Origin of the sequence: Clostridium perfringens ATCC 13124, from assembly GCF_000013285.1 — a bacterium.
In the GTDB taxonomy this organism is placed as follows: domain Bacteria; phylum Bacillota; class Clostridia; order Clostridiales; family Clostridiaceae; genus Sarcina; species Sarcina perfringens.
In genome coordinates, this window is record NC_008261.1 from 916437 (window position 1) to 932100 (window position 15664).

A 15664-nucleotide genomic window follows, 5' to 3' on the forward strand; every position below is an offset into this window, starting at 1 on the left:
GTGAGTACTTTTTTTATATAGAAAAGAGCTCATTCTATATAGTGTTTTTATTTTAATTCAATTAAACATTATTAAAAAGGGTGGTACCGCGAAATTATTTTGCCCCTTGAGTTTTTACTCAAGGGGATATTTTTTTGGAGGTAAAAATTATGAAAAGAAGTTTAATAAATGAATTAAAAAATCATTTGAATGAAAATGTGTGTATTAAGGGATGGATATATAAAATTAGAAGATTAAAATTTATAACGTTTATTATTATAAGAGATAGGTCTGGATTAGTTCAGTGTGTTGCTGAAAATGAAAAGCTTGATTTATCAAATTTAACTGTGGAATCTGTAGTTTCTATTGAAGGAGCATTAAAAGAGAGTAAAAATTCATTAAATTCCTTTGAAATACAAGTAGAAAATATAGAGATTATAAATAAGGCAAAAGAAGAGCTAAAAATAGAAGTAAATAAAGAAACTTTAGATATAAATTTAGATACTATGCTTAATAACAGAATGTTAAGTTTAAGGCATAAAAAGATAAATGCTATTTTTAAAGTTCAAAATATAATAACAGACTCATTTAGAGAGTTTTTAAATAAAGAAGGTTTTACAGAAATTCATACCCCTAAGATTGTTAAAGAGGGAGCTGAAGGGGGAACAGAAGTTTTTGAGGTGAAATATTTTGAAAATAAAGCATATTTAGCACAAAGTCCTCAATTCTATAAGCAAATGATGGTTGGAGCAGGGTTTGAAAGAGTTTTTGAGATTGGTCATGCATATAGAGCTGAGGAGCATAATACCAATAGACACCTTAATGAATATGTAAGTATGGACTTAGAAATGGGATTTATTGAAAATGAGTTTGACATTATGAATTTAGAAGAAAATTTACTTAAATTTATATTAAACTCTTTAAGAATTAAAGGAAAAGAATATCTAGAGTTATTACAAGTTGAATTGCCTGTTATATATGAGGAAATACCTAAAATAGAATTTAATGAGGCAATAGAGATATTAAAAGAACAGTATAATAAAAATGACTTAGATGGTGACTTAGACCCAGAAGCAGAAAAACTTTTATATAAGTATGCAAAAGAAAAACTAAATAGTGATTTTCTATTTTTGACTAATTATCCAAGAAAAAAAAGGCCAATGTACACAATGCCTAAAGGAGAGAAGGGAACTCATAGTTTTGATCTATTGTTTAGGGGAATAGAGATAACAACAGGTGGGCAAAGAATACATGACTATGAAATGCTAGTAGAAAATATGAAATATAAGGGGCTTAACCCTAATAGTTATGAAAGTTATTTAGAGTTATTTAAATTAGGGATGCCTAAACATGGTGGATTGGCTATTGGTCTAGAAAGAATAACAGCAAGAATTTTAGGGTTAGAAAATGTTAGAGAAGCAACCTTAATAACTAGAGATAGAAAAAGGCTTGTTCCATAGAAAGAATAGAAGTATTTAAGAATATTACTTTTTAATAAAATATATTAGCTTTAAAAATTCATTATATTAAAATTAAATTTTAAGAAAAAATAAGTTTTATAGTATGCGAATTAAATAATCTGCATACTTTTTTTATGAGAAATTTTATTAGAATATCTAATTGATTTATTTCAATTCAAGTTCTTTTTTTTTTCTTTTTAAGAAAAAAAAAAGAACTTACTATAATTGAAATTAATAATATAATATGTATAAATAGTAAATATTGTTTAATATATAATGTTATTTAGAAATTTTTATTTGAGTTTAGTCAATAGGTAGTATAAAAAATGTACATTAGAATATTCCCTACAAATTCTTAATGTTACATTTTTTAATCTATTTAAATAAAAATAAGAAAGGGTTATTAAGTATGGATAAAAGAAATTTTTTAATCAAAAAAATGATATCATTGTTAGCTGTTTTTGCTATGTTTCTTAGCTTTGGCTCGCCATTAACAAGTAAAGTAGTAAAAGCTGCTGGACAAGTACCTAGTGATAATGATACAGCATTAGGAACAGTACACAATGTAGCAGAAGGAAGTACAGTAACTGCATATCAAATTGTAAAAGGAAATTATAATGAGAATGGATTTATCGGTTACGTTTTTAATAGTGCTTTAGGTGGGAATTTAAAAATTGCTGATCCAACAAAACCAACTCAAGAAGAAATTCTTGCAATTGCAAAAGATACTAATGCTTTAAATAGTTTACCAGCTAATGAAAAAATTACAATGACTCCTGGAGAAGATAAAACAAATTATACAGCAAATTTAAATGCAGGTTATTGGTTAGTAATAGCTACTCCTAAGGATAAAGGTACTACTATTTATAATCCAATGTTATTAGGTATTTATTACAATAAAGGTGGTAGCGATAATTCAATGGAACAAGGCTTAATTGATGCTAACACAAATTGGAACCTAAATAGTACTGAAGCATGGGCTAAAAAAATAGAGCCTACTATAAAAAAGGAAATTGAAAATCCATACAATGGTAATAATAAAGGTGCAGACCAAGCTGTTGGTGAAAATTTTAATTTCAAAGTAACTGCACTTATTCCAGGATATTCAAAAGAATATACTAATGTGAAATATATTATTACAGATAAATTAAGTGAAGGATTAGATTACAATGATGATTCTATCAAGGTAACTGTAAATGGACAAGTCGTTCAAGAAGGAGAAAATACTTTTGAATTTATAAAAACAGATGCTCAAAACATAAAAATAAATTTCAATTCTAATTATATTCTTGAAAATGGTGGAAAAGAAGTTATTGTTACATATAGTGCAAAATTAAACAATAATGCAAAATACAACTTTGATCCAAATACAAATGATGTTACTTTAGAATATAGTAATAATCCAGATACAACAAAAGATAGTACTAAGATACATGATCGTACTTATCAATATACATTTGGTATAGATGCTGATTTATTTGGTTCAAGACAAGATAAAAATAAGGTGACAAGAGAAATTATAAAAGTTGATGAAACTGGTAAAGTTTTAGATCAACAAACAGAAAATTTAATGGAAACTGGTCAAAAGGTAGAAGGGCCTTTATCTGGAGCTGAATTTACATTAACACCTAAAAATGGAACTCCGGGAAAAGTACTTACTGCAATTTCAGATAATGGTGGTAAATTAAAATTTACTGGTTTAGCTACTGGTGAGTATGAGTTAGTGGAAACTAAAGCACCAGAAGGATATGCTTTAAATAACACACCTCAAAAAGTAAAGATTACTGCTACATATAATCCAGAAGGTACTTTAAAAACTTATAGTATAACAATTAATGATCAAAATACATCGACATATACAGCAACCTATGAACAAGATGGAAGTATTAAAGAAATTAAAGATGATACAAAAACTTCAATAATCAAAAATACAAAATTAAGTCAATTACCATCTACAGGTGGAATGGGTACATATATATTCACTTTTGTAGGGGTTACCTTAATGGCTGGTGCTATAGGAAGCCACTTCTTATTTGGTAAGAAAAAATCAAGAGTATAGAGTTACATGGAGTAATTAATATTACTTAGGTAATTAAATAAATTCGTACTAGGTAATTCTAGTACGAATTTTTTCTATAGGAGGAAATATTGAAAGGCGTTAAGAAGATTTATATTGTTTTAATATTTATACTTGGATTAAGCATAGCTTTTTATCCATTGATAAGTGATCAATGGAATAAATATAGGGCTAATAAATTAATTGCTAATTATGATAATGTTGTTAAAGAAATAAAACCTGATGAAATTAAAAAGAAAATAGATGATGCTAGAAAGTACAATGAAACATTAATTGGTGGGGTTGTACCAGATGCTTTTTCCGTTAGAAATGGTGTTAAAGATAAGGAGTATGAATCATTACTAAATATAAATAATGATGGAATAATTGGAAGTGTTGAAATCCCATCAATTGATGTTAACATACCAATTTATCATTATACTACAGATGAAGTATTGGCTAAGGGGGCTGGTCATCTTTTTGGTAGTTCGTTACCTGTAGGTGGAGAGAGCTCACATACTGTTATTTCAGCTCATAGGGGATTGCCAAGTGCTAAGTTATTTACTGATTTAGATCAACTTAAAGAAGGAGATTTATTCTATTTTCATGTATGTGGTGAAATTTTTGCATATAAAGTAGATCAAATATTAGTTGTTGAACCAGAGCAAACTTCTGAATTAGCAATTAAGGAAGGTGAAGATTTGGCTACTTTATTTACATGTACACCGTACTCAATTAACTCACATAGATTATTAGTTCGTGGTCATAGAGTTCCATACGATAAAAAAGAAGAAATTCAAGAGAAAGAAAAAGTAAAAAATGTACAACCGTATTTCTTAATAGTAGAAATTGCATGTATTATTGGAGGAATATTATTAGCTTTAATTTTAGTTAAATTACTTGACTTTATTAAAAAAAGACGAAAAGAGTGATTAATTTTATGAGCAAAAAAAATAATAAATTAAGTTTAATTTTTTCATTTTTAATTTTCTTTATTGGAGCTAGTATATTTTTTTATCCAACTATTAGCGACTTGTGGAATAAACATGTAAATAATCAATTAGAAGTAAAGTATAGTGATAAAATCTCCAAAGAAAATACTGTTGAAAAAGATAGAATTTTAAATAAAGCAATAGAGTATAATAAACAGCATTTAGTCAATACGGTTAAAGATGTATTTAGTAATAATGAATATTCAAAAGATAATGTATATTATTCATTACTTAATCCTAATAATGATGGCGTTATGGGGATTCTAGAAATACCTAAAATAAATCAAAAACTAATTATTTGGCATGGGGTTGGAAAGGAAGCTCTTGAAAATGGGTGTGGACATATTGAAGGAACTTCGCTTCCTGTTGGTGGAGAAGGAACCCATGCAGTTTTAGCATCACATAGTGGTTTTACAAATGCACGTTTATTTACTGATTTAGATAAGTTAAAAGAAGATGATTTATTTTATATTCAAGTTTTAGATAAAAAGCTTGAATATAAAGTTGATAAAATTTCAGTTGTATTACCATCAGATCTTTCTCAGCTATCTATAGAAAAAGGAGAAGACCTTGTTACATTAATTACATGTACACCATATGGAGTAAATAGTCATAGGTTATTGGTTAGGGGGAAACGAATGAACCATTTTAATAATTCCAAAGAGATAAAAAATAGGGATATAGACATAGACAATTCTAATAAAAATAAGAAAATTTATAGTTATATACTCTTAATATTAGTTAGCTTAATAGCAATTATTATTGTTAATAAGATAGTAATAGATAAATCTAAAAAAAGAAAAGAGTGATAATATTTTTACTAAGCTAAAACAATTATAAATTAAAAAATATGTTATTTAGCTTAACTTAATTTTATTCAAGGAGTGTCTTAATATTAGGTTTAACAATTTTGTCTATACTTTCATTAATAAGTGGAGTAAATATGGAGGTGAGTTAATTTATGAATAGTAAGGGTATAGATACCAAAAAATTAATGTCAATTATAAGCTTAATAATGACAGTTATATTTTTAAGTATTTTATTGCCTACTAATTTAACAAAAGCAGAAGAAAAGTCTGATAGCATGTCTGTTGAAAAAGTATTAAATTCAGAAATGTATAATAATTTCAATAATGAAATATTAAACAATAAAAGTAGTATTAATTACACTACTGATAATAATCAAGGTACATGGCCAGTAAATTGGGAGTATGGAAATGTAAGCAATAAAAATAAAATAAACAAAAGTGTATATGGCAAGAATCAACCATTAGAATATAATGAAGGATATTTAACAAAGAAAGCTTATACAACAGATGAAGATAATGTATTTGACATTAATCTAAAGATTCAGGGGAAAAAAAATCAATCTTTAAAAAAAGATGTGGTTTTCCTTTTAGACAATTCAAATTCTATGACAACAAATAATCGTGCAATAAAGATTAAAGAACAAATTAAAAATGTTATGGATAAGCTAAATACTAATAATACACGTTATGCGCTTGTTACTTATGCCTCAACAATTTTAGATGGAAGGTATTATCATTTAATTGATAGATCTATAGGGGATAATAAATATACAGTTTATAAAGGTTATACAAGTAACCAGTGTTATCTAAATTTTACTAGTAATATTCAAGAGATTTATAATAAAATACCTACTACTGTTCCAAATCAGAGAAATAATGGTTATGTAGGGGGAACATTTACTCAAGAAGGATTATTGAAAGCAATAGAACTTTTAAAAAATAGTGATGCTGATGAAAAAATTATTATTCATCTTACTGATGGGTTACCAACATTTTCTTTTCTTTTAAAAGAGTTTGGAGGAAATGAAAAAGCTATTTTTGACTATAACACTCAATATAATGGTATTGGTGTACGTGGATTTGGGACATCATACTTTTTTAATACTAAAACTCAAAAGCCGTATATATATTCTAGAGAAGAAGTATATTCTGCTTTAAATCGTTCAATAAATAAAAATGAATCAATATGGAATAATGGTTTTCCAACTACTTTAGAAGCAGAGAATATTAAAAAGGAAAATCCGGACATTAATATTTACACTATTGGGATAGAACTTAAAAAAGAAGTATATAAATGGGATGATTATAGAAAATATTATAATGCTGAAGGTGTTGTTGAACTTCCAGAAATAAAAAAATTCTTAGAATCAATTTCTTCTAGTCCTGCTGAGGCTTTTGTTAATGAAAATGTTGATGATATTGATGAGATTATTAATAAAATTATTGATAAAATAAAGAATTCAATAAATGATGGTACTGTTATAGATCCTATGGGTGATATGGTTTATATTGTTAAAAATGGAGAATTTAATAATGAGGATTATAAGTTAACGGCATCTAATAATAAGTTATTAGAAGGTGTAAAAGTAGGATATAACGAAAAAAATAGACAGATAGTTCTTACAGGACTAAATTTAGGTGAAAATGAATGGGTTGAATTAAATTATAAAGTAAGATTAAATACAAGCAACCCTGACTTTAATGGGGATTTTTGGTATCAAGCTAATAAAAGAACTGTTTTAAACCCTAATAATAAAGAACCAAATATTTTTCGTGACTTTGTAATACCTTCTGTTAGTGGAAAAAGACCATCAATAGAAGTTAAATTAAAGAAGATATCAAGTGAAACATCAAAGCCATTAGCTAATTCAGAATTTGAACTTTATAATTCTATAAATGAAAAATTAGGCTCTTTTACAACAAAAGAAAATGGGGAGGTAAGTCTTGGGTATTTACCAGAAGGTGAGTATAAGTTAAAAGAAATAACCCCACCAAAAGGATATATTTTATCTAAAGACTTTATTAATTTTAAGATTAATAATGGAAAGGCTATACAAGATGGAAATGAAGTAGAATTTATTACGGTAAGTAATAAAGTTAATAGTATATGTATAAAGAAAACTGATGATGCAAAGTTAGAAGCTGATGCTAAATTTTTAAGTGGAGCAAAATTTGAATTAAATAAAGCTAATGATAAAAATTTCAAACCTTTAGTAAAAGAAACTGATGATAAGGGAGAAATAGAATTTAATGAGATTGAACCTGGTACTTACTATTTAAAAGAAGTTCTTGCTCCTAATGGATATGAACAAATTAAGGAAGACATAGGACCAATTGTAGTTGATAATACTGGTGTAGTAACAATTCCTTGGGATAAATTAAAAAGCAACGATGTAGAAAAGTGGAATAATCAAGAGATTATTCGTATAAAAAATAAAAAGTTGAAATCGGCTGTATACATAGATAAAGTAGATGCAATAAATCAAGGAATAAAGTTAAGTGGAGCAAAATTTTCACTTTATACTAATGATGAAAATTATAAAAATGATAAAAAGCTAGTAAGAAATGGTGTAAATTATTATTTAATAAGTGAAAAAGTATCAAATTATGAAGGTAGAATTGAATGGGATAATCTTAATTCAGGACAAGAATATAAATATCTTATTCAGGAGACTGAGGCACCAAAGGGATATACTGTAAGTGGAAAAGAAATATTATTCCATTTTAAAGATAATACTGTTGTTATAGATAATGAGAATGATGTAAAAGCACTTGCTAGTATAAATGGACAAGTTATTAGTATTAAAAATGCTAAAATATATAAGCTTCCGTCATCTGGCGGTATCGGAGTGTACCCTTTCTTACTTATAGGGACACTATGTATGGCTTTAAGTTTAATATATAGTTTTAATAGTAAGGTTTTAAATAAAAGGAAATAAAATACTTAATTTAAATATGTTAGATGTTATTTAAAATAAATTGAAAAGAGCAAATCAAAAATTAATACTTTGATTTGCTCTTTTCATTCTAAGTTATAAAATATTATATCTTAATCTTTTATAAAATTAGTTACAAAAAATTGTATATAATATCATAAATTTTTTTTGTAATTAGATAAGATTAAATAAATTTTTGTGTGCGAAATAAATTTTCAATACAATTTAAATTTGAGAAGCACTTTAAATTTAAAAAGATTCTTAAAAATGAAAATTTAATACTTTATGAAAGGAGTATAAATGTTTAAAGAGGAATTATTAGAAAGGTCAAAAAGAATTCAATTAAGTATATTAAAAAAAATTTGTTTTAATAATGGAAAAATATCTAAAAATGATCTGTGTAACAATTTAAATATTTCATTCCCTACATTAAGATCATATATAAAGGAAATCGAATTCTTATTAAAGAGTAATAATTGTAAAAATACTCAGATAATATGTACTAAAAATTATATTTTATTAAAATGTGATAAACATTTTAATTTAGATAAATTAACATCAAAATTAATAGAAAACTCCTTAAAGTTTAGGCTTCTTAAATATTTATTTGAAAAAAATTCATCACTGTTAAGTACTATAAAAATATGTAATGAATTGAATATTAGTAAATCTACTTTAAATAAAAATATTATTGAATGTAATAACATTTTACATAACTTTGATATATGTATAAAAAAATTTAAATTTATAGGATCACCGATTCAAATTATATATTTTTTTTATTTGCTTTTTATAAATACTGGAGTAATTTTAAATGGTGAAAGTTTTTTATGTAATAATTTAGTTGTTTTTTTTTATGAAAAATTTAATATCTCTTTAAATTCAAAACAAAAATATCGGTTAAGTATATGGTTATTTACCATTAATAAAGGATTTTCCTTTTTTAAAAAAGATTATAAATTTGTTAATCTTCATAAAGAAGTTATAGAAAGCTTAAATAATACTAGATTGTTCTTAGATTTTAGAAAATTTTTTGAAGAAATTTATTTGAATAAAAGTTTAAATCAATACTTAGCCTATATAACAACATGTTTTTTATTGAGCTTCAATATTTTACCCATTGATTTTATTTACAAAAATTACGAGTTTAAAAATAGTAAGTCCTATAAAATATATGATTTTATAATTAATGAAATTAAACAATTATATGTAAATCCTATACACATAAATAATATTTTAAAAGAAAATATACTAAGTATATGTTATAGATTTTATTTCTTTAAAGGAATTTTTTATTCAAATGACTATATAACAAGAAAATATTATTTAAATAAATTTTCAAATCAGTCTAGGATAAAGTTTGTTGAAAATTTATTATTAAAATTACATAATTTAGATGGCTATGATAAGACAAATGATGAGTTCTTTAAATTTGTAATAATTATTACTTTAAGTTATATAAATGGAAAAATTAAAAATTCAATAACTATAGGTATATTATCATATAATGAAGATTTAGTTTTAATACCTAAAATTATTAACTTAAATGATTATTTAAGAAAAAAATTCGATATAAATATAGAGATATATAATAAAAACAAAAATTATGATTTAGTATTATCAAATATAGTTTCGAACACTGATAAATTATCTAATAACTACCGAAGAATGTATTTTTTCACAAATTTAGATGAACAATATGATTTAAATAATATTGTAGAAATATTAAAAGAAATTGATAATAGTATTGAATACTAAAATTATGAATAGGAGTATTAACAAAGTTTATGCAGAGAATTATATAAAAATTCAATCAAAAATATCAGAATTTTTTAAAGAGGATAATTTAAGAAAATCATTTTTGAAGGTTCCATCATTATTTATTACGTATGGACGAAAATAAGATAAAAGGTAAAACTGTAGATTAAATATTCTACAGTTTTTTTATTTAATTTTTTCAATGTGACCCCGGTCATATTTAAGATAAGCACTTTGAAATTATAATAGCATCATAAGAGAGAGGCGATAAGCCAAATAAATAATAAGAAATTTTTATTTATAGGAGGAAGTAGTTAGCATAAATTTATTATGCTATTGAAATTTATATATGGAAAATAAAAAAGTAATATTAAAAAATGGACAAGCAAAGGTTATTGATTCTGAAAGAATCAAAATGTTAACTGACTTTTTAAGAAGAATAAATAAAGAAGGTATAACTAAAGAATTAAGAGAAGAAGGATTAGATATTGTAAAGTCAATTGATCCGTTAGAATTATCAATTGCAGAACAAAATTTAATAGATGATGGTATGGAGCCTAGTGAATTAAGACATTTATGTGATATACATATGGAGATTCTTAAGGATGAACTTGAAAAATTAAAAAGCAATATATCAAGGGGGCATGTCTTAGATACTTTAGTTGAAGAGCATACAAAGATATTAGCATTATTAGAAGATCTTGAAGCAGTTACTAATGAGATAGTAAAAATGGATAAGTATAATAAGGAAAAGGAAGAATTTTCAAAGGCTTTAGAAATAGTACAAGGTATTTTAGATGCAGAACTTCATCATAAGAGAGAAGAAGATGTATTATTTCCAGAGTTAGAAAAGAGAGAGATTACTGGTCCAACAAGAATAATGAGATTAGAACATGATCAATTAAGAGAAAAAAAGAGAAGATTAAAGGAATTAATAAAAGTAGTTGAATATCTTGATTTTGAAGACTTTAAAGATAATCTTCAATCTTTATCTAAAGAAATTTGTTTTGAACTTAAGGATCATATATTTAAAGAAAATTATATTTTATATCCAACAGCTTTAGAGGCTATAAAAGATGAAAAACTTTGGGAGAATATGAGAGAAAAATGTGATGACATAGGATATTGTCCATTTACTCCAAAAGAATGTATAGAAAAATAGTTTGTTATAAATATTTAATTAAAAGTTTAGGAGGAAAGCACTATGGAAAAGTTAATTAGAAAAGATTATAGTTTAGGAGAAGTTGTTACTGTTTACCCAGCAGTTGTTAAGAAATTTAATGATATGGAATTAGATTATTGTTGTGGTGGAAGTAAGAGTTTAGAATTAGCACTTAAGGAAAAAGGTGTTGATGTTGATAAATTTGTTGAAGATTTAAATAAAGAATTCAAAGAGTTTAAATTTGAAAACTCTCAATATGTAGATTGGAGAGAAAAATCTTCAGAAGATTTAATTAATCATATAGTTGAAACTCATCATGCAGAGACTTTCAGATTATTAAAAGAAATAGATCCATTGATGGTTAAGGTATTTAGAGTACATTTTTCACATGGTCCAGAACTTTTAATGAAAGTTCATAGCCTTTTTGGAAAGCTAAAATGTGAATTAGAAGAACATTTACTTAAAGAAGAGAATATTTTATTTCCATTAATGATTAAGTATGACCAAGCAAAGGATAAAGAAGAAAAGAAAGAAATAGAAGAGGATATAAGAATCATAGTTAATGAACATGAAGCTGCTGGTGATATATTAAAAGAATTAGCAGAAGTAACTGATGATTATAAAGTTCCAGAATGGGGATGCATAAGTTTTAAACTACTATATGATTATTTACACGACTTAGAAAAAGATTTATTCATACATATTCATAAAGAAAATAATATATTATTCCCAAGATATTAGCAGTTATAAACATTAGTATAATTTTATAAATTTTAAGTTTAAAAGAAACATAGAAACTATTTTATGTTTCTTTTTTTATTAAATGTTAAGTTTTATAGTAGAATATTAAATAAAGAAAAAGGATAAATAAAATAGTAAGGAGGAAGATAGAAATGGAAAAAACATGTACATGTGGATCATGTAAAGAACCTTGTGCTAAAAATATATCTATTTTCTCAACATTATCCACTGAGGAGTTGTTGAAAATAGTTAATATGACTGAACATAAAAGTTTTGAAGAAAATGATGTTTTATGTAGAGAAGGAGAAAAATCAGATAAGCTTTTCTTAATTAGAGAAGGAAGAGTAAAGATATGCAAAATAACTAAAGAGGGAAAAGAACAGATAGTTTACGTATTATCTAAAGGTGATTTCTTTGGAGAAAATAATCTTTTTACTAGTAATAATATTAGCAACTTTTCAGCTTATGCAATAACAGATGCAAAGTTATGTATTTTAAAAAAGGAGAATTTAGAAAAAATACTCATAAAAAATCCAGAGATATCATTAAAAATAATACAAGAGATGGCAGATAGAATAAATTCTGCTGAGAATTTGGCACAAACTTTAGCTACTAGGGATGTAGAAGCAAGATTAGCCACTGTATTAATAGAATTTATGGATAAGTATGGTGAGAAAAATAAAGAAGGAATATACATAAGTTTACCTCTAAATAGAGAACAGATAGCAAATTATTGTGGTATAACAAGAGAAACTGTAAGTAGAAGACTTTCAAAATTTGATAAGTTAGGAATAATAAAGTTACAGGGGAATAAGGGTCTTATTGTTAAGGACAAAGAAGCTTTATTTAGTTTAGCTGAATAGTTAAAAGGGTATTATATATTAGTAAGTTAAAATTTTTTAACAAGGCTATATTTTTAAGTCGGATTTGATTTTAGACTCACTTAATGATTTAGTTATTAATAAGTGGTTTATAGCTTCAATCAAATTTACTTTAAAATATAGCCTTTAAATAAATAATAATCTTTATAAAACTTTTGATTTTTATAATAGAACTAATTAGATATACTGTTTTAGTCTAAGAATGTATTCTTAAGTCTTATATAGACTTCTAAATTATTCAACTTTAGAAAAATGAGTTTTATCTAGTTTACAAAGTGGACATACCCAAGTATCTGGAATATCTTTAAATTCGGTACCAGAAGCCACACCATTATCAGGATCTCCTACAACTGGATCATAAATATATCCGCAAACATCACATACAAACTTTTCCATTATTAAAACCTCCTTAGAATTAATAGATATGTTATTTTATTATGTTTAATTATTAAATAAATTATGTCTAAAAATATTAATTGGTATTAGATTTATTAGAAATTATAATATATTTAATTTAAAAAATCCCAATGAGTATAGAAGAATTAGAATTTTTGTATTTGGATAGTATATTATTAAAGTCAAAGATTTGTTTTGGGTAAATATAATTTTTAAATGTGATGCCAGTCATATTTTAGAGCAATTATTGTAGATATAATAACTTTATAATAGAGAGGTAAAGACTAAGATGTTAATATTAATAGCTTGATATATATAATATTTAAATAAACTTATAATTTTCGTTTTTATTTTTATAAAACCCTAAAGTAATATATAAAACCTATAAATTAAGAATTTCGGTGTACAAATATAAATTAGTTTCTACTTACTCTATTAAATTTATATAAAAATATAAATTAAAAATTATAGGTTTAACTGTAAGTAACAATATATGAAGTTTTATTAAGTATTAATTTAAGTCATATATTGTTACTTATTTAATAATTATAAACTTATGATAAGTGTAATGAGGTGATAATATGGAAAATGTTTGGAATGGATTTAGACAATTAGAAATATTTAAAATAGAAGAAGAGGCAAAGGATATAAAATCATTTTACCTAAGAGCTACTGATGGTAAACCATTAAAAGAATATAAATGTGGTCAATTTTTACCTCTTAAAATAGAAACTGATGATGAAGTTATAAAAAAAGAAATGAGAAGATATAGTTTATCAGGTGATCCAAAAAAGGATTATTATAGATTAACAATAAAGAGGGTGCCTAATGGAAAGGTAAGTGGATATTTTCATGAATCTATTAATGTAGGTGATACAATATTAGCAATGCCTCCATTTGGGAAATTTACATTAACAGAAGATAGTAATAAGCCTTTAGTTTTACTATCAGGAGGTATAGGAATAACACCTATTTTATCAATGCTATATGGAGCTAAGGAACAAAGTAGAGATGTATACTTTGTGGAGGCTGTATTAAACTCAGATAATCTAGCTTTAAATTCAGATGTTCAAGGAATTAAAAAAGTAAAGAATTTTAAGGAAATAAAGATATTTAGTGAGCCATTAGAAAGTGATATAAAAGGTAAAGATTTTGATGAAGAGGGATTTATAACAAAAGAATGGATAAAAAATAACTTGCCTTTAAATGGAGAATTTTTCTTTTGTGGCCCAACTTTATTTATGAAAAGTATAAGAAATAGTTTAAAAGATTTAGGCGTTAAAGAAGATAATATTAATTTTGAATTCTTTGGAAAAGAAGAGTTTTAATAATTATTTTTTAGATTTTAATATAATAACACTTAGTATATTAAAAATTTGGATTTAAAATGTTATAAAAAGTAGTTAATTCTTAAGAATTAACTACTTTTGTTTTTAATAATATTATATGCCTATATTTTTAAAAACTTATGATGTATTGATAGTTATTAATAGCATTTGTTAAAATTGATATGAAATACCAAAAGATAAAAGGAGCGTATAAATTTGTGATTAGATTATGTAATTGTGCATCAGATAAAGGACCATGTGCTAGGAATATAGCTATTTTCTCATCATTATCAGATGAGGAACTATTCAAAATAGTCCATATGACAGAACATAAGGAATTTGATGAAAATGATACATTATGTAGGGAAGGTGAAATATCAGACAAGCTTTTTTTAATTAGAGAGGGAGAAGTGAAAATATGTAAAATTACTAAAGAAGGAAAAGAGCAAATAGTATATATATTATCCAAAGGAGATTTCTTTGGAGAAAATAATCTTTTTGTTAATAGTAATATTAGTAATTTTTCAGCTTATGCAATAACTTCAGGTAAGATGTGTGTATTAAATAAAAAAAGTTTAGATAAAATACTTTTAGAAAATCCAGAAATATCAATAAAAATAATAGAAGAGATGGCTAATAGAATAAACTTAGCAGAGAATTTAGCACAAAATTTAGCAACTAAGGATGTAGAAGTGAGAATAGCATCAGTGTTGGTAGAATTTATGAATAGATATGGAATTGAAAAGGAAGAAGGAATATATGTAAAGTTACCACTTAATAGAGAACAAATGGCAAACTACTGTGGTGTTACTAGAGAAACTGTAAGTAGGAAACTATCTAAATTTGATAAAACAGGAATAATAAATTTACATGGAAATAAGGCAATTATAATTAAGGATATAGAAGCTTTATTAGATTTAGCAGAGTAAAGTAAAAAGCCTAATAAATCTATATGATTTATTAGGCTTTTTACTAATATAATATTATTCAGTTTCAGAGAATTGAGATTTATCTACTCCACAAAGAGGACAAACCCAATCATCAGGTATATCCTTAAATTCAGTTCCAGGTTCAACACCATTATCAGGATCTCCTACAGCTGGATCATAAATGTATCCACAAACATCACATATAAATTTTTTCATAATTAATTCCTCCTAAAATTT

The 15664-nt window shown here is 25.1% G+C and carries 13 protein-coding genes and 1 pseudogene; 12 read left to right on the plus strand and 2 right to left on the minus strand.

Annotated elements, in window-relative coordinates:
* Window positions 1–149 precede the first annotated feature (149 nt).
* The 10 genes and pseudogenes from aspS to CPF_RS03860 all read left to right on the plus strand — a co-directional run bounded on the left by aspS (window position 150) and on the right by CPF_RS03860 (window position 12756).
* Window positions 150–1439, plus strand: coding sequence for an aspartate--tRNA(Asn) ligase (gene aspS, locus CPF_RS03820; protein WP_011590360.1), 1290 nt, complete (start codon window positions 150–152; stop codon window positions 1437–1439).
* A 409-nt stretch (window positions 1440–1848) separates the two neighbouring features.
* Window positions 1849–3498, plus strand: a complete 1650-nt coding sequence (locus tag CPF_RS03825; protein ID WP_011590361.1) for an isopeptide-forming domain-containing fimbrial protein — start codon at window positions 1849–1851, stop codon at window positions 3496–3498.
* 89 nt (window positions 3499–3587) lie between these two features.
* Window positions 3588–4427 carry a class C sortase gene (locus tag CPF_RS03830; protein ID WP_011590362.1) on the plus strand — a complete coding sequence of 280 codons (840 nt, stop codon included), beginning with the start codon at window positions 3588–3590 and terminating at the stop codon, window positions 4425–4427.
* Window positions 4428–4435: 8 nt separating this feature from the next.
* Window positions 4436–5296: a class C sortase gene (locus tag CPF_RS03835; protein WP_011590363.1), complete on the plus strand. Its 861-nt coding sequence runs from the start codon at window positions 4436–4438 to the stop codon at window positions 5294–5296.
* A gap of 152 nt (window positions 5297–5448) precedes the next feature.
* Window positions 5449–8235: a vWA domain-containing protein gene (locus CPF_RS03840; protein WP_011590364.1), complete on the plus strand. Its 2787-nt coding sequence runs from the start codon at window positions 5449–5451 to the stop codon at window positions 8233–8235.
* A gap of 297 nt (window positions 8236–8532) precedes the next feature.
* Window positions 8533–9012 (plus strand): annotated as a pseudogene (locus CPF_RS15075) (helix-turn-helix domain-containing protein); the annotation flags it as partial.
* Between the two features lie 267 nt (window positions 9013–9279).
* Window positions 9280–9990, plus strand: a complete 711-nt coding sequence (locus CPF_RS15080; protein ID WP_233419479.1) for a hypothetical protein — start codon at window positions 9280–9282, stop codon at window positions 9988–9990.
* A 349-nt stretch (window positions 9991–10339) separates the two neighbouring features.
* Window positions 10340–11152, plus strand: a complete 813-nt coding sequence (locus tag CPF_RS03850; protein ID WP_011590366.1) for a DUF438 domain-containing protein — start codon at window positions 10340–10342, stop codon at window positions 11150–11152.
* A gap of 42 nt (window positions 11153–11194) precedes the next feature.
* Window positions 11195–11893 carry an iron-sulfur cluster repair di-iron protein gene (ric, locus tag CPF_RS03855; protein ID WP_011590367.1) on the plus strand — a complete coding sequence of 233 codons (699 nt, stop codon included), beginning with the start codon at window positions 11195–11197 and terminating at the stop codon, window positions 11891–11893.
* A gap of 152 nt (window positions 11894–12045) precedes the next feature.
* Window positions 12046–12756, plus strand: a complete 711-nt coding sequence (locus tag CPF_RS03860; protein WP_003468866.1) for a Crp/Fnr family transcriptional regulator — start codon at window positions 12046–12048, stop codon at window positions 12754–12756.
* A gap of 252 nt (window positions 12757–13008) precedes the next feature.
* Here CPF_RS03860 and CPF_RS03865 read toward each other — a convergent pair whose 3' ends face one another.
* On the minus strand, window positions 13009–13170 hold the full coding sequence (locus CPF_RS03865; RefSeq protein WP_003453030.1) for a rubredoxin: 162 nt from the start codon (window positions 13168–13170) through the stop codon (window positions 13009–13011).
* Window positions 13171–13751: 581 nt separating this feature from the next.
* Between CPF_RS03865 and CPF_RS03870 the strand changes: the two genes are divergently transcribed.
* A complete protein-coding gene (locus tag CPF_RS03870; RefSeq protein WP_003477104.1) occupies window positions 13752–14498 on the plus strand; it encodes an FAD-binding oxidoreductase in 747 nt (248 codons plus the stop codon).
* Window positions 14499–14716: 218 nt separating this feature from the next.
* Window positions 14717–15427, plus strand: coding sequence for a Crp/Fnr family transcriptional regulator (locus CPF_RS03875; protein WP_003461384.1), 711 nt, complete (start codon window positions 14717–14719; stop codon window positions 15425–15427).
* A 54-nt stretch (window positions 15428–15481) separates the two neighbouring features.
* Here the strand turns inward: CPF_RS03875 and rd are convergent, their stop codons facing one another.
* Window positions 15482–15643: a rubredoxin gene (gene rd, locus CPF_RS03880; protein WP_003452884.1), complete on the minus strand. Its 162-nt coding sequence runs from the start codon at window positions 15641–15643 to the stop codon at window positions 15482–15484.
* Window positions 15644–15664 lie beyond the last annotated feature (21 nt).